The following is a 22806-nucleotide window of genomic DNA, read 5'->3' as shown; positions in this document are numbered from 1 at the left end:
GTGACGCCCTGGCTTTGTTTTTATGTAGCGACGGTCATGGGGACGGCCACCCGTGGATAACCGGATAGACGAACCTGCATGCCGCGCATTTATGACTGGCGTTTCCCCAGGAAAGCCGCCAGCCGATGAACCCACCCTGAGGGTTGGTTGCACCTTGGTGCGCGAATGCTATTCAACAAAGCAAATAAGGTGCAACCAGTTTCTGCCGATTAAGTTGCACCCAAGTATGTTTTAGGACAAACGCGCTTTTTTTGCTCCTTTTCGGAGCAAGAACAGCCGATCTCAGAAGCAAATGCACCAGCGCGGAGCGGATTCGGTCGCCTGTTTATTTTTTTCCGATCAAGCGTCGAACATTTAACCAACAAAAGGGTTGCACCCGGTTGCACCTCGGGATGGGCAAAGCTAATCTTGCCGCCAGCAGATGCCACTCGGTAGTGGCACCCATGAGGATAAAAAAATGGCAACGACCACCCTTGGGGTCAAACTCGACGACCCGACCCGCGAACGCCTGAAGGCCGCCGCGACCTCCATTGATCGTACGCCGCACTGGCTGATCAAGCAGGCGATTTTCAATTACCTGGAGAAACTCGAGGGTGGTGCAACCCTGTCCGAGCTCAATGGCTTGAGCAGCAAGGAGGCCGATGATGCCGGCGAGGTCCAGGCCGACCACGCCCACCAGTGCTTCCTTGAGTTCGCCGAGAGCATCCTGCCGCAATCGGTATTGCGTGCCGCAATCACCGCCGCTTACCGGCGCCCCGAGCCGGAAGTGGTGCCGATGCTGATCGAACAGGCGCGCCTGCCGGCGCCGATGGCCGAAGCCACCAACAAGCTGGCCGCGAGCATTGCCGAAAAACTGCGCAATCAGAAGAGTGCCGGCGGCCGTGCCGGTATTGTTCAGGGCCTGCTGCAAGAATTTTCCCTGTCGTCCCAGGAAGGCGTGGCGCTGATGTGCCTGGCCGAAGCGCTGCTGCGTATCCCGGACAAAGGCACCCGCGATGCGCTGATCCGCGACAAGATCAGCACCGGCAACTGGCAGCCACACCTGGGCAACAGCCCTTCGCTGTTCGTCAACGCCGCCACCTGGGGCCTGCTGCTGACTGGCAAGCTGGTGTCGACCCACAACGAAGCGGGCCTGACCTCGTCCCTGAGCCGCATCATCGGCAAGAGCGGCGAGCCGATGATCCGCAAGGGCGTCGACATGGCCATGCGCCTGATGGGCGAGCAGTTCGTCACCGGCGAAACCATCGCCGAAGCCCTGGCCAATGCGAGCAAGTTCGAAGCCAAGGGCTTCCGCTATTCCTACGACATGCTCGGTGAAGCCGCCCTCACCGAACACGACGCCCAGAAGTACCTGGCCTCGTACGAACAAGCCATTCATTCCATCGGCAAAGCCTCCCATGGCCGTGGGATCTATGAAGGCCCGGGCATCTCCATCAAGCTCTCCGCCCTGCACCCGCGCTACAGCCGTGCGCAGTACGAGCGGGTGATGGACGAGTTGTACCCGCGCCTGCTGTCGCTGACCTTGCTGGCCAAGCAGTACGACATCGGCCTGAACATCGACGCCGAAGAAGCCGACCGCCTGGAGCTGTCCCTGGACCTGCTCGAACGCCTGTGCTTCGAGCCGCAATTGACTGGCTGGAACGGCATCGGCTTTGTGATCCAGGCGTACCAGAAGCGTTGCCCGTATGTGATCGACTACGTCATCGACCTGGCCCGCCGCAGCCGCCATCGCCTGATGATCCGCCTGGTAAAAGGCGCGTACTGGGACAGCGAAATCAAGCGCGCCCAGGTCGAAGGCCTGGAAGGCTACCCGGTGTACACCCGTAAGGTGTACACCGACGTTTCCTACATTGCCTGCGCGCGCAAACTGCTGTCGGTGCCGGAAGTCATCTACCCGCAGTTCGCCACGCACAACGCCCACACCCTGTCGGCTATCTACCACATCGCCGGTCAGAACTATTACCCCGGCCAGTACGAGTTCCAGTGCCTGCACGGCATGGGTGAACCGCTGTACGAACAGGTTGTAGGCAAGGTTTCCGAAGGTAAGTTGAACCGTCCGTGCCGTGTGTACGCGCCGGTCGGTACCCACGAAACGCTGCTGGCCTACCTGGTACGCCGCCTGCTGGAAAACGGCGCCAACACCTCGTTCGTCAACCGCATCGCTGACCAGTCCATCTCGATCCAGGAACTGGTAGCCGACCCGGTGGCCAGCATCGAGCAAATGGCAACCCAGGAGGGCGGTTTCGGCCTGCCGCACCCGCGCATCCCTTTGCCGCGTGACCTGTACGGCAGCGACCGCGCCAACTCGGCCGGTATCGACCTGGCCAACGAACATCGCCTGGCCTCGTTGTCCTGCGCCCTGCTCGCCACTGCTCACAACAACTGGAAAGCCGCACCGATGCTCGGTTGCGCCGCCAGCAATGAAGCGGCACAACCGGTTCTGAACCCATCCGACCTGCGTGACGTGGTCGGCCAGGTACAGGAAGCCACCGTCGAAGACGTCGACAACGCCATCCAGTGCGCCATCAGCGCCGCGCCGATCTGGCAGGCCACCCCGCCCGCCGAACGTGCTGCCATCCTGGAACGCGCCGCCGACCTGATGGAAGGCGAGATCCAGCCGCTGATGGGCCTGCTGGCCCGTGAAGCCGGCAAGACCTTCGCCAACGCCATCGCCGAAGTGCGTGAAGCCGTGGACTTCCTGCGTTACTACGCGGTGCAGGCGCGCAACGACTTTACCAATGACGCCCACCGCCCATTGGGCCCGGTGGTGTGCATCAGCCCGTGGAACTTCCCCCTCGCCATCTTCAGCGGCCAGGTAGCTGCAGCGCTGGCTGCCGGTAACCCGGTGCTGGCCAAGCCTGCCGAGCAGACGCCGCTGGTGGCTGCCCAGGCCGTACGTATTCTGCTTGAAGCCGGTATTCCCGAAGGTGTGCTGCAATTGCTGCCAGGCCAGGGCGAAAGCGTCGGTGCCCGTCTGGTGGGTGATGATCGCGTCAAAGGCGTGATGTTCACCGGTTCCACCGAAGTGGCGCGCCTGCTGCAACGCAATGTCGCCGGTCGCCTGGATGCCCAGGGTCGCCCGATTCCACTGATCGCCGAAACCGGTGGACAGAACGCGATGATCGTCGATTCCTCGGCGCTGACCGAACAAGTGGTGATCGACGTCGTGTCGTCGGCCTTCGACAGCGCCGGTCAACGTTGCTCGGCACTGCGCGTACTGTGCCTGCAGGAAGATTCGGCAGACCGTGTGGTCGAAATGCTCAAGGGCGCCATGGCTGAATGCCGCCTGGGTAACCCGGAACGCCTGTCGGTCGACATCGGCCCGGTGATCGACGCCGAAGCCAAGGCCGGTATCGAGAAACACATCCAGGCCATGCGTGACAAAGGCCGCAACGTTTACCAGGTGGCGATTGCCGACGGTGAAGAGATCAAGCGCGGCACCTTCGTGATGCCGACCCTGATCGAGCTGGAAAGCTTCGACGAACTGCAACGCGAGATCTTCGGCCCGGTGCTGCACGTAGTGCGCTACAAGCGCAAAGAGATCGACCAGCTCATCGGCCAGATCAACGCTTCCGGCTACGGCCTGACCCTGGGCGTGCACACGCGCATCGACGAGACCATCGCCAAGGTGATCGACAACGTCAATGCCGGTAACGTCTACGTCAACCGCAACATTGTTGGCGCCGTGGTCGGCGTGCAGCCGTTCGGCGGCGAAGGCCTGTCGGGCACTGGCCCGAAAGCCGGTGGCCCGCTGTACCTGTACCGCTTGTTGTCGACTCGTCCTACCGATGCAATCGAGCAATCCTTCGTACGGGGCGACAAGTTGGCCGCGCCGGATGTGCGCCTGCGTGATGCCATGAGCCAATCGCTGACCGCCCTGAAAACCTGGGCCGACGGCAATAAGTTCAGTGAACTGAGCGCCCTGTGCACGCAATTCGCCGCCCAGTCGCAAAGCGGTATCACCCGCCAACTGGCCGGCCCGACCGGCGAGCGCAACAGCTACGCCATCCTGCCGCGCGAGCACGTACTGTGCCTGGCCGAAGTGGAAGGCGACCTGCTGACCCAACTGGCGGGGGTATTGGCCGTCGGTGGTTCGGCGGTATGGCCGGAAACCGAGCTGACCAAGGCCTTGTTCCCACGTCTGCCTAAAGAGATTCAGGCGAAGATCAAGCGCGTGGCTGACTGGACCAAGGACGACGTGGTGTTTGACGCCGTGCTGCATCACGGTGATTCCGACCAACTGCGTGCGGTGTGCCAGCAAGTGGCGCAGCGCGGTGGGGCGATTGTTGGGGTGCATGGGCTGTCGCAAGGCGAAACGGCGATTGCGCTGGAGCGTCTGGTGATCGAGCGTGCGTTGAGCGTAAACACCGCCGCGGCGGGTGGTAACGCCAGCCTGATGACCATCGGCTAACTGACACAACGCGGCTGATCGCGGCTGATCGTTCCCACGCTCCGCGTGGGAATGCAGCTCAAGGACGCTCTGCGTCCAGAAGCGTGACGCGGAGCGTCAAAAGAGGCGTTCCCACGCAGAGCGTGGGAACGATCTCGATGCCTCGCCAGCGTTCTGCCCCTCTATCACTTAGATCAATCTTGCTAGCCACCCTACATTCGCGCACTTAGACTCAGGCCAATTCCTTCAAAGGTACGCCGCCATGTCCGAGACGCTGCTCAGTTCCCGCAATCTGGCTTTCGAGCTGTATGAAGTCCTCGATGCCGAGGGCCTGACCCAGCGCGAGCGGTTTGCCGAGCACAACCGCGAAACTTTCGACGCTGCAATCAGCACGGCGCGCAGCATCGCCGAAAAGTACTTCGCCCCCCACAACCGCAAGAACGACGAAAACGAACCGCGTTATGAGAACGGCCAAGCGATCCTGATCCCGGAAGTCAAACCCGCCGTAGACGCCTTCCTGGAGGCCGGCTTCCTCAACGCAGCACGTAGCTTTGAAGCAGGTGGCATGCAACTGCCGACCCTGTTGTCCCAGGCCTGTTTCGCGCACTTCCAATCGGCCAACGCCGCCTCGACGTCCTACCCGTTCCTGACCATGGGCGCCGCCAACCTGATCGAAAGCTTCGGCACCGAGGAGCAGAAACAACGCTTCCTGCAGCCAATGATCGACGGGCGCTTCTTCGGCACCATGGCCCTGACCGAGCCCCATGCCGGTTCTTCCCTGTCGGACATTCGTACCCGTGCAGAACCCGCGGCTGACGGCAGTTATCGGCTCAAGGGCAACAAGATCTTTATCTCCGGTGGCGACCATTCGCTGTCGGAAAACATCGTGCATATGGTGCTGGCAAAATTGCCGGACGCTCCCGCAGGCGTGAAGGGCATTTCGCTGTTTATCGTGCCCAAGTTCCTGGTCAACGAGGACGGCAGCCTGGGCGCTCGCAACGATGTGCTGCTGGCAGGGCTGTTCCACAAGATGGGCTGGCGCGGCACCACGTCCACGGCGCTTAACTTTGGCGATAACGGCAACTGTGTCGGCTATCTGGTGGGCAAGCCGCACCAGGGGCTGAGCTGCATGTTCCAGATGATGAACGAGGCACGCATCGGCGTGGGCATGGGCGCGGTGATGCTCGGTTACGCCGGCTACCTCTACTCCCTGGACTACGCCCGCGAACGGCCCCAGGGGCGCCTGCCTGATAGTAAAGACCCGAGCACCGCACCGGTGGCGATCATCCAGCACGCCGACATCAAGCGCATGCTACTGACCCAGAAAGCCTATGTGGAAGGCGCCTTTGACCTCGGACTCTACGCGGCGCGGCTATTCGACGACACCACCACCCTGCAAACCGACACCGAGCGCAAGCAAGCCCACGAACTGCTCGACCTGCTCACGCCCATCGTCAAATCCTGGCCGTCGGAGTTCTGCCTCAAGGCCAACGAGCTGGCGATCCAGATTCTCGGCGGCCACGGCTACACCCGCGAATACCCGGTGGAGCAGTACTACCGCGACAACCGCCTGAACCCCATCCATGAAGGCACCCACGGCATCCAGTCCCTGGACCTGCTCGGGCGCAAATTGGCGCAGAACGGTGGTGCCGGCTTGAAGCAATTGATTCGCCTGATCGCCGAAACCGGAGCCCGGGCGCAAAAGCACCCTTCACTTACGGCACTGCGAGAGCCTCTGGAGCAACTGGTAAACCGGCTGCAAAGCGTCACGATTGGCCTGCTGACCGATCTCGCCCAAGGCAAGGTCAACAGCAGCCTGGCGAACTCGGCGCTGTACTTGAAAGTGTTCGGGCACACGGTGATTGGCTGGCGCTGGCTGGAACAGGCGATCCGCGCCGAAGAAGGGCTGGCCAAAGGGGAAGCGGCTGACGCGGCTTTTTATAAGGGCAAGCTCCAGGCCGCCCGGTACTTCCTGACTTGGGAAGTACCGAGCTGCCATCATGAACTGGCGATTCTGGAAGCACGCGACGATACGTGCCTGGGCATGCAAGACGAGTGGTTCTAGCCCTCAGGGCTGACCGATCACCTTGGAAATCACATCGACCGTGGCGCTGACTTGCTCTTGGTAACGGTCGAGTTCCTGCTGGTGCGCCTGTTGCATTTCAATCTGCTCGGCGCACAGGTTCAGCGCGGCCAGTACCAATAGCTTGTCGCCGATCAGGGTCGGGTACTTTTTCTTGGTAACCGCCAGGGAGGCCTTGAGCATGGTCACGGCATGCATCAGGGTCTGATCTTCGCCGGCCGGTGCCTTGATCGAGTAATCCTCTCCGAGAATCGAAACGACCTTTATGCCCTCACTCATGCGCTGACAGGCCCTGCACTTACACGCTCAACCAGCGCCTGGATGCGGGCGGCGGTGGCGCCGTGCTTTTCTTCCTGTTCCATCAGGTTCAGTTGCAGGCTGTCGTTTTCGTCCTTGGCGCGGGCCAGCTCGGCCTTGAGGGATTCGTTGCTGCCCAGCAGTTCTTGATTCTGCTGTACGAGGTCGCTGACCAGTTGTTCCAATTGGCTGAGGGATGCTTCTAACATTTTGATTTCTCGGGCGTTTAAAAAGGGCGGTGACGATAAAGAAAATTCACCTCGGATGCCAGGGTTATCCCCGGCCGCGCAGCCCGATGTTGCAAGGCCGGGCCGCACTTTCGAGCCTTAGTGACTGCATTTACCCGATCTGGTTCCTGAACTCACCCAACCCCTGGTCCGATGCGACAAAAGCGCGCGCCCCCTTAAGACTTTAGTCGCAGGGCCGATAAGGCGGGCACACCTCGTCTCATGGCCGCATGGATAGCGCCTCCCCCAGGACTCCAGCATGTCTCTTCGTAATATGAATATCGCCCCGAGGGCCTTCCTTGGCTTCGCGTTTATTGGCGCCTTGATGTTGTTGCTCGGTGTGTTCGCCCTGAACCAGATGAGCAAAATTCGTGCAGCCACCGAAGACATCACCTCGGCCAGCGTGCCCAGCATTCGCGCCCTGGATGAATTCACCCAACTGACCCTGCGCCTGCGCGTGCTGTCGTACCGCTTGCTGACCAACCGCGAGCCAGATGTACAGCAAAAGACCCTGGAAGCCTTCGAACTGCGCAATCAGCAGATTCGCACAGCCCAGGACATCTACGAAAAACTGATCACCAGCACCGAAGAGCGCAGCGCTTACAACGAGTACGTGCGCTTGCTGGGTCAGTACCGCCAGATTGAAGAGCGCATGAAGAGCCTGTCTCGCGCCAATCAGGTCAACGAGCTGCGCAGCCTGCTCAACACCGAGTTGCTGGACAACTCCGAGCAGGTCAATGCGGTCTTGACCCGCTTGCTGGATATCAATAACGACGACGCCAACGCCACCAACCAGCGCGCCAAAGACCAATACGACATGGCCTTTGACCTGGTGGTAGGCCTGCTGGTGGTTGCCACGGCGCTGACCTTGCTGTTCGCCTGGCTGCTGACACGCAGCATCACCCTGCCCATCGCCCAGGCGCTAGAAGCCGCCGAAGAAGTGGCCGAAGGCAACCTGACGCGCCCGATCACCGTGGACGGCAACGACGAAGCCGGACGCCTGCTCGCGGCCATGGCCAAGATGCAACACAAACTGCGCGACACCCTGCAACGTATCGCCGGCTCCGCTACCCAGCTGGCGTCTGCCGCTGAAGAGCTGAATGCGGTCACCGACGAAAGCGCCCGTGGCCTGACCCAGCAGAACAACGAAATCGAACAGGCCGCCACTGCCGTCAACGAGATGACCAGCGCGGTGGAAGAAGTCGCACGCAACGCGGTGAGCACCTCCGAAGCCTCGCGCAACGCCACCACCTCTGCCGGCGACGGCCGCGACCTGGTGCAGGAAACCGTTAGCGCCATCGAACGCATGAGTACCGATGTGCAGGCCACAGCGTCCCTGATTGGCGATCTGGCCAATGAATCGCGGGATATCGGCAAAGTGCTGGACGTGATCCGTGGCCTGGCTGACCAGACCAACCTGCTGGCCCTGAACGCAGCGATTGAAGCTGCGCGCGCCGGCGAAGCCGGACGTGGTTTCGCCGTGGTGGCCGATGAAGTACGGGCCCTTGCCCATCGCACCCAGCAGTCCACCAGCGAGATCGAACGCATGATCGGCAGTATCCAGACGGGTACCGAACATGCAGTGGATTCGATGCGTAACAGCACCGAGCGGGCCGAATCGACACTCAACATTGCCCGAGGCGCGGGCCTGTCGCTGGACACCATCAACACGGCGATTGTGGAGATCAACGAGCGCAACCTGGTGATCGCCAGCGCGGCGGAAGAACAGGCCCAGGTGGCGCGGGAAGTGGACCGCAACCTGGTGAATATCCGTGACCTGTCGGTGCAATCGGCCACCGGCGCCAGCCAGACCAGTGCGGCGAGCGGCGAGTTGTCGCGGTTGGCGGTGGACCTGAATGGGATGGTCGGAAGGTTCCGCCTCTGAAATAAGCCTTTGCTCACACCGCATACCTTGTGGGAGCTGGCTTGCCTGCGATAGCAATCTATCAGCTAACGCCCCTGGCGCCTGGCACACCGCAATCGCAGGCAAGCCAGCTCCCACATTTGATCGATGCGCAGCCACAAAAGCTTTTTGACAGCGCAGCAATTCAACAGGTTAGAATCCCTGGCACGCAGACTGCATGGTCAGTTTGCGTCCTGTCTTCCCCTGCCCTGGAGTACTGCCTTTGAATGCGACGACCATCAACAGCCTGTTCTTGATCGGCGCGTTGCTGGTGACTGCGAGCATTCTGGTGAGTTCGCTTTCGTCACGCCTGGGGATCCCCATCCTGGTGATTATCCTGGCCGTGGGCATGACCGCCGGGGTCGATGGCGGTGGCATCATTTTCGATAACTACCCGACCGCCTACCTGGTGGGCAACCTCGCCCTCGCCGTGATCCTGCTCGACGGCGGTTTGCGCACCCGGGTGGCGAGTTTCCGCGTGGCGCTGTGGCCGGCATTGTCCCTGGCCACGGTGGGGGTGTTGATTACCACCGGCCTCACCGGCATGGCCGCGGCCTGGCTGTTCGACCTCAATATCATCCAGGGCCTGCTGATTGGTGCCATTGTCGGCTCCACGGACGCCGCGGCGGTGTTCTCACTGCTGGGCGGCAAGGGCCTCAACGAGCGGGTCAGCGCCAGCCTGGAAATCGAATCGGGCAGTAACGATCCGATGGCGGTGTTCCTCACCGTCACCCTGATCGACATGCTCGCCAGCGGCCAGACCGGCCTGCACTGGAGCCTGCTCACGCACCTGATCCGCGAATTCGGCATCGGTGGCCTGGTAGGCCTGGGTGGCGGCTGGCTGATGTTGCAACTGGTCAACCGCATCAACCTGGCCAACGGCCTGTACCCGATCCTGGTGATCGCCGGCGGCCTGTTCGTGTTTGCCCTGACCAACGCCCTGCACGGCAGCGGCTTCCTCGCCGTGTACCTGTGCGGGCTGGTGATCGGCAACCGCCCGGTGCGCAGCCGCCATGGCATTTTGCATATGCTCGACGGCATGGCTTGGCTGGCGCAGATCGGGATGTTCTTGGTGCTGGGCCTGCTGGTCACGCCTCACGATTTGCTGCCCATCGCCCTGCCCGCCCTGGGCCTGGCGCTGTGGATGATCCTGTTTGCCCGGCCGCTGTCGGTGATGGTTGGCCTGCTGCCATTCAAAGCGTTCCACGGGCGCGAAAAGGCCTTTATCGCCTGGGTCGGCCTGCGCGGCGCGGTACCGATCATCCTCGCGGTGTTCCCGCTGATGGCCGGTCTGCCCCATGCACAGCTGTACTTCAACCTGGCGTTCTTTATCGTGCTGGTCTCGCTGTTGGTGCAGGGCACCAGCCTGCCGTGGGTGGCCAAGTTGCTCAAAGTCACCGTACCGCCGGACCCGGCGCCGATCTCCCGCGCGGCCCTGGAAGTGCACGTCACCAGCGAGTGGGAGCTGTTCGTCTACCGCCTGGGCGCAGAAAAATGGTGCATCGGCGCGGCCCTGCGCGAGCTGAAAATGCCCGAAGGCACGCGCATCGCCGCGCTGTTTCGTGGCCAACAACTGCTCCATCCGTCGGGTAGTACGGTGCTGGAAGTCGACGATTTGCTCTGTGTGATCGGCCACGAACACAACCTGCCGGCTCTGGGCAAACTGTTCAGCCAGGCACCGCAACGGGGCCTCGATTTGCGCTTCTTCGGCGACTTCGTCCTCGAAGGCGACGCCCAGCTGGGCGCGGTTTCCGCCTTGTACGGGCTCAAGCTTGAGGGTATCGACCCGGACATGCCGCTGAGCCGTTTCATCACCCAGAAGGTGGGCGGTGCACCGGTAGTCGGCGACCAGGTGGAGTGGAACAACACCATCTGGACCGTCGCGGTCATGGACGGGAACAAGATTGGCAAAGTCGGCGTCAGATTCCCCGAAGGAAGTCGCCCGGGCCCCGGACTCTTCCTCTAAACTGCGGGACAACGACGCCCCGATTCTTCACTTTGCAAGACCGGTCTCTATGCCAACCCTGCGTACTTTTCTCGCCACTGCCCTGCTGGGCCTGACCCTTTGTGTTGGCAGCGTATACGCCGCCGACCCGCCCAGCGCCGAAGCCGTCCAGCAAAGCCTGGATAAACTGCCCGACCGCAAGCTGCCTGACGCCGACATGAAGGCGCTGCAGGCGACCCTGCAACAGACCCTGACCTACCTGGGCAATCAGCAGGACTACGAGCAGCGCCTGGCCGACCTCAAGCGCCAGCTGGAAGAGGCCCCGCGCCAGACCAATGAGAACCAGCGTGAGCTGGCGCGCCTCAAGGCCACCAAAATCATTCCGGTGGCCCAACGCTACGCCAGCCTGCCGGTGCCGCAGCTTGAGCAGTTATTGGTGCAACGCAGCACCCAGCAAGGCGACCTGCAAAAAGAACTGGCCGACGCCAACAGCCTGACCATCGCCGCCCAGACCCGCCCCGAGCGCGCCCAGACCGAAATCAGCAGCAGCCAGACGCGCATCCAGCAAATCAACGCGACGCTCAAGCTTGGCAAAGACAACGGCAAGCCCCTCAGCAGCGACCAGCGCAACCAGCTCAACGCCGAACTGGCGGCCCTGAATGCCTTGATTCCCCTGCGCCGCCAGGAATTGGCCGGCAACAGCCAACTGCAAGACTTGGGCAACAGCCAGCACGACCTGATCCAGGAAAAAACCGCACGCCTGGAGCAAGAAATCCAGGACCTGCAAACCCTGATCAACCAGAAACGCCTGGCCCAGTCCCAGCAGACGGTGACCCAACAGTCCATCGAAGCGCAGAAAGCCGGGGGCAGCAGCATCCTGGCCAAGGAAAGCGCAGACAACCTGAAGCTGTCCGACTACCTGCTCAAAAGCACCGACCGCCTCAACGACCTGACCCAGAAAAACCTGCAGACCAAGCAGCAACTGGACACCGTGACCCAAAGCGATTCGGCCCTGGACGAGCAGATCAACGTGCTCAAGGGCAGCCTGCTGCTGTCCAAGATTCTCTATAAACAAAAGCAGGCCCTGCCGCGTCTGACCGTGGACAAAGACCTGGCCGACGACATCGCCAACATTCGCCTGTACCAGTTCGAGGTCAACCAACAGCGAGAGCTGATCACCTCCCCCAGCGCCTATGTGGACAACCTGCTGGCCAACCAGCCGCCAGATGAAGTCACCCCGCAACTGCGCCGCACCCTGCTGGAAGTGGCGATCACCCGCAGCGACCTGCTGGAACGCCTGAGCCGCGAACTGAGCGCACTGCTCAACGAATCCATCACCCTGCAACTGAACCAGAAACAACTGCTCAGCACCGCCAGCACCCTGCGCGCCACGCTCGACGAGCAAATGTTCTGGATCCCCAGCAACAAGCCGCTGGACACCGAATGGCTGGAAACCGTACCGGCGCACCTGAGCAAGCAGGTCACCACCCTGCCCTGGGCGTCCAGCGTCAGCGAGCTGTATGACGGCCTGACCCAACGCCCGCTGCTGTTCCTGCCGTTGCTGTTGCTGATCGGCGCGCTGCTGTGGCGGCGCAATGCGCTGTATGTGCGCCTGAAAAAGGTTCACCAGGACATCGGCCACTTCAAGCGCGACAGCCAATGGCATACGCCGCAGGCCATCCTGATCAACATCCTGCTGGCGATGCCCGTGGCCCTGGGCCTGGCGCTGTGCGGCTACGCGTTGCAGATCGACGCCCGCGGGCAAAACGCCAACCTGGGCGCGGCCTTGCTGCAGATCGCCCAAGCCTGGCTGGTGTTCTACACCGCCTACCGCATCCTCGCGCCGGGCGGCGTGGCGGAGCTGCACTTTCGCTGGGAGAGGCCGCAGGTCGAATTCCTGCAAGGCTGGATACGCAAGCTCGGGCTGGTGGTACTGGCGTTGGTGGCCGTGGTCGCAATTGCCGAACATCAACCGGCCGCGCTGGCTGACGACGTGTTGGGTATCGCCGTGGTACTGACCTGTTACGGGCTGATGGCCTGGCTGCTGGGCCGCCTGCTGCTGAACAGCCCAACCCACGAAAAGGCCTCATTGTTTCGCAAAGCGATCGGGGTGGTGTTCACCGCCCTGCCCATCGCGCTGTTTATTGCCGTGTGCTTTGGCTATTACTACACCGCGCTGAAACTCAGTGACCGGCTGATCAACACCCTGTACCTGCTGATGTTCTGGCTGGTGATCGAAGCCACCTTCGTGCGCGGCCTGGGTGTTGCCGCACGGCGCCTGGCCTACGCCCGCGCCCTGGCCAAACGCCAGGCAGCCAAGGAGGCCGGTGACGGCGAAGCGGTGATCGAAGAGCCGACCCTGGACATCGAGCAGGTCAACGAACAGTCCATGCGCCTGATCCGCCTGGCCCTGCTCGGCGGCTTTATCGCGGCGTTGTATTGGGTGTGGTCGGACCTGATCTCGGTATTTTCCTACCTGGACAACGTCACGCTGTACGAATACACCAGCGGTACCGGTGCGAATATCAGCATGGTGCCCATCAGCATCGGCGACCTGCTGGGGGCGTCGATTATCATCGGTATCACCTTCGCCCTGGCGCGCAACCTGCCCGGCCTGCTGGAAGTGCTGGTGCTGTCCAAGCTCGACCTGGCCCAAGGCAGTGCCTACGCCACCACCACCTTGCTGTCCTACATCATTGCCGGCGTGGGCTTTGTCACCACCCTTTCCACCCTCGGTGTGAGCTGGGACAAGCTGCAATGGCTGGTGGCCGCGCTGTCGGTGGGCCTGGGTTTCGGCATGCAGGAGATCTTCGCCAACTTCATCTCCGGCATCATGATTTTGTTCGAACGCCCGGTGCGCATCGGCGACACCATTACCATCGGCAACCTGTCGGGTACGGTGAGCAAGATCCGTATTCGTGCCACCACCATTACCGACTTCGACAATAAAGACATCATTGTCCCCAACAAGACCTTCATTACCGGGCAGTTGATCAACTGGTCGCTGACCGACACCATCACTCGGGTGACCCTCAAACTCGGCGTGGACTACGGCTCCGACCTCGACTTGGTGAAGGAACTGTTACTGAAAGCCGCTCGGGAAAACCCTCGGGTCCTGAAAGAACCGGAACCCCATGTGTACTTCCTCAACTTCGGCGAAAGCACACTGGACCACGAGCTGCGCATGCACGTGCGCGACCTGGGCGACCGCAACCCGGTGCTCGACGAGGTCAACCGCTTTATCAACCGTGAGTTCAAGAAACAGCACATCAACATCTCGTTCCGGCAGATGGAGATCTACCTGAAAAACCTCCACGGCCAGGAATACAAACTGGTGCCGGCCGAGGATGAGCGCAAGACCATTGTGCAGCCCGTCGACCAGCCCGACGCCCCAGAGCCACCTGCGGGCAAAGTGGTGGATGCGCCGGAGCCGCCACCCAGCAAACTCGACTAAATGCCCTATCCCCAGCAGAATGCTCGGACATTCTGCTGGAGATGGCCGGTGAAAGCCCTCGACGAACTGACCTTCGACAATCGCTTCGCACGCCTGGGCGATGCGTTCTCAACCCACGTTCTGCCAGAACCCCTGGACGAACCGCGCCTGGTGGTAGCGAGCAAGGCCGCCATGGCGCTGCTCGACCTCGACCCGGCCGTGGCCGAAACCTCCGTGTTTGCCGAACTGTTTGGCGGCCACAAACTGTGGGCCGAAGCCGAGCCACGGGCGATGGTGTATTCCGGGCATCAATTCGGCGGCTACACGCCGCAACTGGGCGATGGCCGCGGGTTGCTGCTGGGCGAGGTCTATAACGAGGCCGGCGAGCATTGGGATTTGCACCTCAAGGGCGCCGGGATGACGCCTTACTCGCGCATGGGCGACGGGCGGGCGGTGTTGCGCTCTTCGATTCGTGAATTCCTCGCCTCCGAAGCCCTGCATGCGCTGGGCATCCCCACCAGCCGCGCCCTGTGCGTGATCGGCTCCAGCACGCCGGTATGGCGGGAGAAACAGGAACGCGGGGCGATGGTTTTACGCCTGGCCCACAGCCATATTCGCTTCGGGCACTTCGAATATTTCTATTACACCAAGAAGCCTGAGCAACAGGCCGAACTGGCCGAGCACGTGCTGAACCTGCACTACCCCGAATGCCGCGAGCAACCCGAGCCTTACCTGGCGATGTTCCGCGAGATCGTCGAGCGCAACGCCGAAATGATCGCCAAGTGGCAGGCTTATGGTTTTTGCCACGGCGTGATGAACACCGACAACATGTCGATCCTGGGCATTACCTTCGACTTCGGGCCCTTCGCGTTTCTCGATGATTTTGACGCGCACTTCATCTGCAACCATTCCGATCATGAAGGCCGCTACTCCTTCAGCAACCAGGTGCCGATCGGGCAATGGAACCTCAGCGCCTTGGCCCAGGCGCTCACGCCGTTTATCAGCGTTGACGCACTGAAAGAAGCCCTCGGCCTGTACCTGCCGCTGTACCAGGCGCACTACCTGGACTTGATGCGCCGCCGCCTGGGCCTGACCACCGCCGAAGACGCCGACCAGCAGTTGGTGGAGCGCTTGCTCAAGCTGATGCAGAACAGCGGCGTGGACTACACGCTGTTCTTGCGCCACCTGGGCGATGAACCCGCTGCTCTGGCCGTGGCGCGGCTACGTGATGACTTTGTCGACCTGGCCGGGTTCGACGCCTGGGCCGAGCAGTACAAGGCCCGCGTGGCGCGGGACGGGGATTACACCCAGGAACAGCGCCGTGAGCGCATGCACGCGGTCAACCCGCTATATATCCTGCGCAACTACCTGGCCCAAAACGCCATCGCCGCCGCCGAATCAGGCGACTACAGCGAAGTGCGGCGGCTGCATGACGTGCTGACCAGACCGTTTGAGGAACAAGCGGGGATGGAGCAGTACGCGCAACGACCGCCGGATTGGGGCAAGCATTTGGAGATTAGTTGTTCGTCGTAAGTCCTAAAGACGGTCGGATTATTCTGCGGTGAGTAGGCTCATCAGATCTGAGGCATACGCTGATGCTCCAGATCATAGGCCTCCACCCAGTCAGAAATGATGTCAAGTAGCCCACTCATTGGATGGTCTTCATCTTCTCCTGTGATATCGAGCAGCTCATCAATCGCCTCGACCAGGACGCCATAATCATCCTCGGTTTGGGGTTTGCGCAGCAGCGTTGCAACGTAAGGCCAATGTTCAATGGCCAGTTTTAGAGCGTGGTTCATGCTTTGTCCTTTTTTCGCGTGTTGATAAACCGCGTCGCCGACACCAGATTGAAGCCAATAGCCGCCCCCAAGGAGCCCCCGATGTCCGAATCTCTTGTAATCCCCTGCCCTCATTGCAACGGCCTCAACCGCATCCCCGGCGAACGCCTGGGTGATGCGCCCAAGTGCGGGCGTTGCAAGCAGTCGGTGTTGCTGAACAAACCCTTTGATTTGAAACAGGGTGACTATGCCAGCCAGATCAAGGGCGACCTGCCGCTGCTGGTCGATGTGTGGGCCGACTGGTGCGGGCCGTGCAAGTCGTTTGCTCCGATATTCGAACAGGCCGCCGGGCAGTTGGAAGGCAAGTGCCGGCTGGCGAAGCTGGACAGTGAGGCTAACCAGCAGCTGTCGGCTCAGCTGGGGATTCGCTCGATTCCCAGCTTGATCCTGTTCAAGAACGGCCGCGAAGTGGCGCGCCAGAGTGGGGCGTTTCCGTTGCCGCAGTTGATGAGTTGGTTGCGTAGCCAGGGGGTGTAAACATCCCCCTCCATCAACTCGGTCAATGTGGGAGCTGGCTTGCCTGCGATGCAGGCGACTCGGTCTGCCTGGTACACCGAGGTGATGCCATCGCAGGCAAGCCAGCTCCCACATTAGATGCATTTCATGCGTTAGGTCAGCGGGGCTTCGTGGTCCATCATCTGGCTGACCAGCATGACGCCCAGTTCGCTTAACTGGTGGATGGCCAGCGCTACGTCGCGGTGTTCGCCGGTGAGGTCGTTGGACAGGTTGAGCAGCAAGGTGCGCACTGAGGAGAAGGTTTCGTAGCTGTTGAGTACGAGGGTTCGGTGGGGAGGTTGGGTGAAACATTGAAAAGACGGATAGACATGCATTTGTTCCCTGATAGGGCCACTACCGTTTCGCTACTAAACGAAGGGTGGCAGCTGTACGCAGGTTAGTAGACCGGGGAACAAAGCAAAGACCGGCGCACCCGAAGGTGCCCTGCGCACAGCCACCATCAGATAGGCGATAAACGCCATGCTTTTGGAGCAGGTGCACATGCTTTGGTCGGTCGGGCTACTAAACCCGATCACTGAACATTCAGCGACCGGCAAACCTTAGAGACGCCCATCCAGACGCACAAGCCGGCGGATTCTGGCGTAGCTGTAGACAAGGTTACAAGGCACAAGCCCAATTGCCAGCCCCTTCCTACATACCTTGTGGGACAAATCCAACTCACCTGCCGACATGCAATCCAAACTGTGGGAGCTGGCTTGCCTGCGATAACGGTGTTCCAGGCGACACATTGACTCAATGTGCCGCCCTCATCGCGGGCAAGCCCGGCTCCCACAGTGTTCGGTGTTGCCTGTGGGGTCAGGCGTTCTCAAGTAAGTTATGCAACTCCACAAACTGCTGCGTCAGCTTATGCCGTGGGTCCAGATGAATCAGCGGCTTGCTCTCCTGGTGCGACTCGCGCATACGCACGGAGCTGGCCAGGTACACCGGCAGTACCGGCAGCCCTTCGGCAATCAACTCATCGAGAATCTGCTGCGGCAGGCTCGCCCGGGCCTGGAACTGGTTGACCACGATGCCTTCCACTTCCAGGCCTTCGTTATGGTCGTCCTTCAATTCTTCGATCTCTGCTAGCAGGCCATACAACGCCTGGCGCGAGAAGCTGTCGCAATCGAAGGGGATCAGCACGCGATCAGCGGCAATCAGCGCCGAAACCGCATAGAAGTTCAAGGCCGGAGGCGTATCCAGGTAAATCCGGTCGTAATCCTCGCTCAGCTCATCCAGCAGCTTTCGCAGCTTGTTGATTTTGTGCTTGGCTTCGAGCTTGGGCTGCAGGTCTGCCAGTTCGGCGGTGGCGGTGATCACGTGCAGGTTGTCGAACGGCGTTTCGTAGATATCTACCTTGTTCTTCTTCGAAAACGGCCCGGAAGACAGCGTCTGCTTGAAAAAATCCGCGATCCCCATGGGGATGTCGTCACCCGTCAGCCCGGTGAGGTACTGGGTTGAGTTGGCCTGTGCATCGAGGTCCACCAACAGGGTTCGATAACCTTCGCTGGCGCTGACCGCCGCCAGGTTGCAGGCGATGCTGGACTTGCCCACACCGCCTTTTTGATTGAACACCACGCGCCGCATGGAAAAACCTCCGTGTATCAATGAATCCCCCGAGTGTAGAGCGCAAAAGCGCCGGTTAGCTACCTCGTTCATCCTTGCGCACTGTCTGGCTCACAAATGAATGGAAACCGCGTAACGATCGAGTCCGGCCTTTGATCGCCGATAATCTGCAAATTCTTCCAACTTATTTGTGATCAATAGTGAACAAACTTTCACCACTATTTGCTAGAACCCCACGGCACCGGGATAATGCGCGCCATACGGCCATTGCTCCCTGTCCCGGAATCCGGGGCCATTGGCCGCACATGGAAGCCCGCAGGGGCGGGATAACTTCTCAGTGATCAACTTCAACATCGCCCAATGGCGCGCCTGGGCTCCCGGCCTTGCGAGTGCGGACGACTGGTACGCCTGGTGCCGGGACCCGGTGTTGCCGCCTGTCAGCGAAGCGTCCCCCGATGTGTCATTTTTGCCAGCCATGCAGCGCCGCCGTCTGAGCCGGCTGGCGCGCATGGCGTTCAGCGTCGGCTGGCCGCTGGCCGAGGGCCTTGAAGACCTGCCACTGGTGTTTATTTCCCGCCACGGCGAAACCCCGCGCACCCTGGACATCCTCAGTGACCTGGCCAACGAGCAGCCGCTGTCGCCCACTCAGTTCAGCCTGTCGGTGCATAACGCGGTGATTGGCCTGTGGTCGATCCTGCGCAATGAAACCAGCGAGATGACCGCCCTCGCCGCCGCCGGCGATGGCCTCGAACACGGCCTGCTCGAAGCCGCCGCATTGCTCAACGAAGGCGCCGCCGCCGTATTGCTGGTGATCACCGAAGAACAACCGCCCCACGCCTACGCCAGCTGGATTAGGGATGTGCCCTTCCCCTACGCCCTCGGCCTGTTGCTCACGCCGGGCGACGAGTGGCAACTGGAACTCACCACCGGCACTGTCCAACTCACTCAAACCCAGTGGCCCCACGCCCTGAACCTGCTGCGCACCCTGCTGACCGAACAGGGCGCCTGCCAACATGCCTGGAAGAACCGAGTATGGAACTGGCAACGCAAGCCCTGACCCACAAGCCACGGCAGGCCTATTATTGGCGCCTGTTCGCCACGGCCCTCAGCTTTTGCCTGTTTGGCATCGGCGGGCTGTGCCTGCGTTTGCTGGTCTTTCCGTTGCTCAGTTGCCTGCCGGGCGACGCCAGCCAGCATCAACGGCGCGCACGCCACACCATCAGTTGCCTGTTCTGGTTTTTCATTCGCCTGATGAAGGGCCTGGGCATTCTCACGTACCGCGTCGAGGGTGCCGAAAAGCTTGGCCGCCCTGGCCAGATGATCGTCGCCAACCACCCGTCGCTGATCGACGTGGTGTTCCTGATCGGCCTGATGCGCCAGACCAACTGCGTGGTCAAGCAGAGCCTGTTCCAGAACCCGTTCACCCGCAGCCCGGTGCGCGATGCCGGCTATATCAGCAATGACGGCAGTGCCGACATGCTCGATGCCGCAGCCGACGCCCTGCGCGCCGGCCAGACGCTGATCATCTTTCCCGAAGGCACCCGCACCACGCCGGGCGCGGCGCCGGCCTTTCATCGCGGCGGTGCGGCCATTGCGCTGCGTGGTGCGACAATCATCACGCCAGTGGTGATCAAGGTCAGCCCCACCACCCTGACCAAGGCCGAACCCTGGTATCGCATCCCCCACCGTCGATTTCACTTCAGTTTGCGCGTGGGCGCCGATATAGAGCCACAAGCGTTTGCCGCAGTCGGGCCCGCGCCCCAGGCTTCACGCAAGCTCAACGATCACCTGCATCACTATTTCATTAAGGAGCTCGCCGAAGATGAGCGACCAACACCGCCTTGAGCACGACATAAAGACGCTGATCATCGAGGCCCTGGGCCTGGAAGACATCAGCCCCGACGATATTGGCAGCGACCAGACCCTGTTTGGCGAAGGCCTGGGCCTGGATTCGGTCGACGCCCTGGAATTGGGCCTGGCGATTCAGAAAAAATACGGCATCAAAATCGATGCCGACGCCAAGGACACCCGCAATCACTTCACCAACGTGGCCAGCCTTGCGGCATTCGTCACGGCCCGACAGGCAGCTTGAGACCGTACCATGCAAACTCGTGACGATATCTTCAACACCCTGCGCGACGCCTTGGTGGAACTGTTTGAACTGCCCCCGGAACGCGTCACCCTCGACGCCAACCTGTACCAGGACCTGGAAATCGACAGCATCGACGCCGTGGACCTGATCGACCACATCAAGCGCCAGACCGGCAAGAAAATCGCCGCCGAAGAGTTCAAGGCGGTACGCACGGTGAACGACGTGGTAGAGGCGGTGTACCGTCTGGTCCAGCCCGCCGCATGAGCCGGCTGATCGGCCTTGGCCTGTTATTGGCGGGGCTGCTGTACCCCTTCGCCGTGTATTACGGCACCGAGCATTTTGCACCCTGGCAGTTCGGCTTGCTGCTGGGCAGCCTGTGGCTGTTGCGCGCGCTCACCGCTGCGCGGCGCCCGGGCAGCCGTTGGATGGCGGTGGTGGTGATCGTGTTTTGCCTGGCACTGGCATGGTTCGATAACCCGCAGTGGCTGCGCTGGTACCCGAGCCTGGTCAGCGGGTTCATGCTGGCGCTGTTCGGCCTGAGCCTGAAATACGGCCCGCCGATGGTCGAGCGCCTGGCACGCATGACCGACCCGCACCTGCCGCCCCACGCGGTGGTGTATACCCGCCGGGTCACCCTGGTGTGGAGTGTGTTTTTTCTCTGTAATGGCCTGCTCGCCGCCGCGCTCACCCTGTGGGCACCGCTGAGCTGGTGGACGTTGTACAACGGCCTGATCGCCTACGGGCTGATGGGGCTGTTGTTTGCCGTGGAATGGCTGGTACGACAAAGGGTTCGAGGCCGCGTATGAAAGGGTTGAAACTTGAGCATTTGCTGCTTGAGCCACTGCAAGATCGCGGGGTGACCACCGAGCCCCTCATGAATCACGCGCAACTGTGGGAGCAGTCGCTGAGCCTGGCGGCGGGCCTGCAAGCCCGGGGTATCCGGCGCCTGGCCGTGCACCTGGAAGACGCCGGGCTGCTGGCGATTGCGCTGCTGGGCGCCTGGCGCGCAGGCGCGAGCGTGCTGCTGCCCGCCGACCTGCAACCCCAGACGCGCCAACGCTGGGCCACTGCCGTGGATGCCTGGCTGGTCGAAGCCAGCGACCTGGACGCGCTGTATCAAGTGCCCTTGAGCGCCGCCGCCCTCGACTTGGACACTTGCCAACTGAGCCTGTGCACCTCCGGCTCCAGCGGCGAGCCCAAGCGCATCGACAAGTCCCTGCGCCAGTTGGCCAATGAAGTAGAGGCGCTGGAGGCCCTGTGGGGCAAAGACCTCAAGGACGCCTGCATCATCGGCAGTGTCGCCACCCAGCATATCTACGGCTTGCTGTTTCGCGTGCTGTGGCCGCTGTGCGCAGGTCGCACCTTTGTGCGCAAACAACTGGCGTTCCCCGAAGACATGCAGCGCTCCAGCCGAGAGCACCGGCAATTTGCCTGGGTGGCCAGCCCGGCGTTGCTCAAGCGCATGGGCGACAACCTCGACTGGCCGGCACTGAGCCAGGTTGCGCGAGTGTTTTCCTCCGGCGGTGCATTGCCGATTGAAGCTGCCGGCCGCCTCTACGACCGTTTACAGCAATGGCCGACGGAAATCCTCGGCAGCTCGGAAACCGGCGGCATCGCCTGGCGCCAGGGTGCGCAACCCTGGCAGCCGTTTGCCGATGTACAACTGAGCCAGGATGCCGACGGCGCTCTGCGTATCGCATCAAAATACCTGCCCGAAGGGCACATCGAACAGACTGCCGACGCTGCACGCATCCATGCCGATGGCCGTTTTGAGTTGCTGGGCCGCCTGGACCGTATCGTCAAGCTGGAAGAGAAACGCATCTCCCTGCCGATGCTCGAACAGGCGTTGATGACCCACCCGTGGGTCGCCGAAACCCGCTTGGGCGTGGTGCAGGAAAACCGCGCCTCCCTCGGCGCGCTGGTGGTGCTCAGCAGCGATGGCTTGCATGCCCTGCGCAACCAGGGCCGCCGCACGCTCACCCAAACCTTGCGCCAGCACTTGAGCCAACATTGCGAGGCCCTGGCCTTGCCGCGCCGCTGGCGCTTGCTGCGCCAACTGCCGCTGAACAGCCAGGGCAAGCTGCCTCAGGCCGATGTCGAAGCCTTGTTGCTGGCGCCTCGCCCCAAGGGCCCAGAGGTGTTGGCGCAAGTCGAAACCGAAGGTGAATGGACCTTGCAACTGAGCATCCCACCGGACCTGGCCTATTTCAGCGGGCACTTCCCGGTCACGCCGGTATTGCCCGGCGTGGTGCAAGTGGAATGGGCCTTCAACCTGGGCCAGCAACTGCTCGACTTGCCGAGCACCTTCGCCGGTATGGAAGTGCTCAAGTTCCAACAACTGGTACGCCCGGGCGATCACATCGAACTGCACCTGCGCTTTGATCGGGAGCGTAGCAAACTGTACTTCGCCTATCGCAATGGGGTTGCGGCGTGCTCAAGCGGGCGGATCGTGCTGGAGGCCGCGCATGCATAAGCCGGGTGAGCACTTCGTGCTCAATCGCGGGCAAGCCCGCTCCCACACTGGATCAGTGTCGGCC

Annotated in this window: 17 protein-coding genes and 2 pseudogenes; 14 read left to right on the top strand and 5 right to left on the bottom strand. The window is 61.6% G+C overall.

Features of this window, described 5'->3' with window-relative positions:
* Positions 1–457: 457 nt before the first annotated feature.
* Positions 458–4411 (top strand): trifunctional transcriptional regulator/proline dehydrogenase/L-glutamate gamma-semialdehyde dehydrogenase, encoded by a 3954-nt coding sequence (gene putA / locus AB4P90_RS03180; RefSeq protein WP_395605654.1) that lies wholly within the window; start codon positions 458–460, stop codon positions 4409–4411.
* Between the two features lie 241 nt (positions 4412–4652).
* Positions 4653–6455, top strand: a complete 1803-nt coding sequence (locus tag AB4P90_RS03175) for an acyl-CoA dehydrogenase (protein WP_038448593.1) — start codon at positions 4653–4655, stop codon at positions 6453–6455.
* A 3-nt stretch (positions 6456–6458) separates the two neighbouring features.
* Here the strand turns inward: AB4P90_RS03175 and AB4P90_RS03170 are convergent, their stop codons facing one another.
* Both AB4P90_RS03170 and AB4P90_RS03165 read right to left on the bottom strand, forming a co-directional pair.
* Positions 6459–6752 carry a cell division protein ZapA gene (locus AB4P90_RS03170; protein ID WP_003187971.1) on the bottom strand — a complete coding sequence of 98 codons (294 nt, stop codon included), beginning with the start codon at positions 6750–6752 and terminating at the stop codon, positions 6459–6461.
* On the bottom strand, positions 6749–6979 hold the full coding sequence (locus tag AB4P90_RS03165; RefSeq protein WP_003187970.1) for a hypothetical protein: 231 nt from the start codon (positions 6977–6979) through the stop codon (positions 6749–6751). The genes AB4P90_RS03170 and AB4P90_RS03165 overlap by 4 nt, the downstream gene beginning before the upstream one ends.
* Before the next feature lie 277 nt (positions 6980–7256).
* Between AB4P90_RS03165 and AB4P90_RS03160 the strand changes: the two are divergent.
* From AB4P90_RS03160 to selO, 5 genes and pseudogenes are all read left to right on the top strand, one after another.
* Positions 7257–7979: pseudogene (locus AB4P90_RS03160) on the top strand (MCP four helix bundle domain-containing protein); the annotation flags it as partial.
* Positions 7980–8009: 30 nt separating this feature from the next.
* Entirely contained in the window at positions 8010–8882 is an 873-nt protein-coding gene (locus AB4P90_RS03155) for a methyl-accepting chemotaxis protein (protein WP_370694794.1), read from the top strand.
* A 241-nt stretch (positions 8883–9123) separates the two neighbouring features.
* Complete coding sequence (locus tag AB4P90_RS03150) at positions 9124–10866, top strand: potassium/proton antiporter (RefSeq protein WP_014716612.1); 1743 nt, start codon at positions 9124–9126, stop codon at positions 10864–10866.
* Between the two features lie 49 nt (positions 10867–10915).
* Positions 10916–14299 carry a mechanosensitive channel MscK gene (gene mscK / locus AB4P90_RS03145; RefSeq protein WP_014716611.1) on the top strand — a complete coding sequence of 1128 codons (3384 nt, stop codon included), beginning with the start codon at positions 10916–10918 and terminating at the stop codon, positions 14297–14299.
* Between the two features lie 48 nt (positions 14300–14347).
* Entirely contained in the window at positions 14348–15811 is a 1464-nt protein-coding gene (gene selO, locus AB4P90_RS03140) for a protein adenylyltransferase SelO (RefSeq protein WP_020301658.1), read from the top strand.
* A gap of 41 nt (positions 15812–15852) precedes the next feature.
* Here the strand turns inward: selO and AB4P90_RS03135 are convergent, their stop codons facing one another.
* A complete protein-coding gene (locus AB4P90_RS03135) occupies positions 15853–16077 on the bottom strand; it encodes a hypothetical protein (RefSeq protein WP_032904074.1) in 225 nt (74 codons plus the stop codon).
* A gap of 81 nt (positions 16078–16158) precedes the next feature.
* On the opposite strand from AB4P90_RS03135, the gene trxC reads away from it, so the two are divergent.
* Positions 16159–16593: a thioredoxin TrxC gene (gene trxC / locus AB4P90_RS03130; RefSeq protein WP_102666017.1), complete on the top strand. Its 435-nt coding sequence runs from the start codon at positions 16159–16161 to the stop codon at positions 16591–16593.
* 131 nt (positions 16594–16724) lie between these two features.
* Here the strand turns inward: trxC and AB4P90_RS03125 are convergent.
* Positions 16725–16942: pseudogene (locus AB4P90_RS03125) on the bottom strand (DUF6124 family protein).
* A gap of 485 nt (positions 16943–17427) precedes the next feature.
* Complete coding sequence (locus tag AB4P90_RS03120) at positions 17428–18198, bottom strand: ParA family protein (RefSeq protein ID WP_020301660.1); 771 nt, start codon at positions 18196–18198, stop codon at positions 17428–17430.
* A 316-nt stretch (positions 18199–18514) separates the two neighbouring features.
* Between AB4P90_RS03120 and AB4P90_RS03115 the strand changes: the two genes are divergently transcribed.
* From AB4P90_RS03115 to AB4P90_RS03090, 6 genes are read left to right on the top strand one after another with little or no spacing between them, the layout of a single operon-like run.
* On the top strand, positions 18515–19234 hold the full coding sequence (locus AB4P90_RS03115) for a beta-ketoacyl synthase chain length factor (RefSeq protein WP_014716605.1): 720 nt from the start codon (positions 18515–18517) through the stop codon (positions 19232–19234).
* Positions 19210–20022 (top strand): 1-acyl-sn-glycerol-3-phosphate acyltransferase, encoded by an 813-nt coding sequence (locus tag AB4P90_RS03110; RefSeq protein WP_020301661.1) that lies wholly within the window; start codon positions 19210–19212, stop codon positions 20020–20022. Before AB4P90_RS03115 ends, AB4P90_RS03110 begins: the two co-directional genes overlap by 25 nt.
* Positions 20000–20269, top strand: coding sequence for a phosphopantetheine-binding protein (locus tag AB4P90_RS03105; RefSeq protein ID WP_034125597.1), 270 nt, complete (start codon positions 20000–20002; stop codon positions 20267–20269). Before AB4P90_RS03110 ends, AB4P90_RS03105 begins: the two co-directional genes overlap by 23 nt.
* Positions 20270–20278: 9 nt before the next feature.
* Positions 20279–20533 (top strand): acyl carrier protein, encoded by a 255-nt coding sequence (locus AB4P90_RS03100; RefSeq protein WP_003187949.1) that lies wholly within the window; start codon positions 20279–20281, stop codon positions 20531–20533.
* Entirely contained in the window at positions 20530–21075 is a 546-nt protein-coding gene (locus AB4P90_RS03095; RefSeq protein ID WP_014716602.1) for a membrane protein, read from the top strand. The genes AB4P90_RS03100 and AB4P90_RS03095 overlap by 4 nt, the downstream gene beginning before the upstream one ends.
* The gene (locus tag AB4P90_RS03090) at positions 21072–22742 is read left to right on the top strand and encodes an AMP-binding protein (protein WP_395605653.1); all 1671 of its coding nucleotides are present in this window, start codon (positions 21072–21074) and stop codon (positions 22740–22742) included. The genes AB4P90_RS03095 and AB4P90_RS03090 overlap by 4 nt, the downstream gene beginning before the upstream one ends.
* Positions 22743–22806 lie beyond the last annotated feature (64 nt).

The sequence above is a fragment of the Pseudomonas sp. B16120 genome (assembly GCF_044218845.1).
GTDB lineage: Bacteria > Pseudomonadota > Gammaproteobacteria > Pseudomonadales > Pseudomonadaceae > Aquipseudomonas > Aquipseudomonas paracarnis.
This window is presented reverse-complemented; position numbering and strand designations above follow the sequence as displayed.

Excerpts from the sequence above, each read along its gene's own strand:
- AB4P90_RS03110 (WP_020301661.1), top strand. The coding sequence starts at position 19,210 with ATGGAACTGGCAACGCAAGCCCTGACCCACAAGCCACGGCAGGCCTAT.
- AB4P90_RS03105 (WP_034125597.1), top strand. The coding sequence starts at position 20,000 with ATGAGCGACCAACACCGCCTTGAGCACGACATAAAGACGCTGATCATC.
- AB4P90_RS03095 (WP_014716602.1), top strand. The coding sequence starts at position 20,530 with ATGAGCCGGCTGATCGGCCTTGGCCTGTTATTGGCGGGGCTGCTGTAC.
- mscK (WP_014716611.1), top strand. The coding sequence starts at position 10,916 with ATGCCAACCCTGCGTACTTTTCTCGCCACTGCCCTGCTGGGCCTGACC.
- AB4P90_RS03135 (WP_032904074.1), bottom strand. The coding sequence starts at position 16,077 with ATGAACCACGCTCTAAAACTGGCCATTGAACATTGGCCTTACGTTGCA.
- AB4P90_RS03170 (WP_003187971.1), bottom strand. The coding sequence starts at position 6,752 with ATGAGTGAGGGCATAAAGGTCGTTTCGATTCTCGGAGAGGATTACTCG.
- AB4P90_RS03155 (WP_370694794.1), top strand. The coding sequence starts at position 8,010 with ATGGCCAAGATGCAACACAAACTGCGCGACACCCTGCAACGTATCGCC.
- AB4P90_RS03175 (WP_038448593.1), top strand. The coding sequence starts at position 4,653 with ATGTCCGAGACGCTGCTCAGTTCCCGCAATCTGGCTTTCGAGCTGTAT.
- AB4P90_RS03165 (WP_003187970.1), bottom strand. The coding sequence starts at position 6,979 with ATGTTAGAAGCATCCCTCAGCCAATTGGAACAACTGGTCAGCGACCTC.
- AB4P90_RS03090 (WP_395605653.1), top strand. The coding sequence starts at position 21,072 with ATGAAAGGGTTGAAACTTGAGCATTTGCTGCTTGAGCCACTGCAAGAT.
- AB4P90_RS03100 (WP_003187949.1), top strand. The coding sequence starts at position 20,279 with ATGCAAACTCGTGACGATATCTTCAACACCCTGCGCGACGCCTTGGTG.
- trxC (WP_102666017.1), top strand. The coding sequence starts at position 16,159 with ATGTCCGAATCTCTTGTAATCCCCTGCCCTCATTGCAACGGCCTCAAC.
- putA (WP_395605654.1), top strand. The coding sequence starts at position 458 with ATGGCAACGACCACCCTTGGGGTCAAACTCGACGACCCGACCCGCGAA.
- AB4P90_RS03120 (WP_020301660.1), bottom strand. The coding sequence starts at position 18,198 with ATGCGGCGCGTGGTGTTCAATCAAAAAGGCGGTGTGGGCAAGTCCAGC.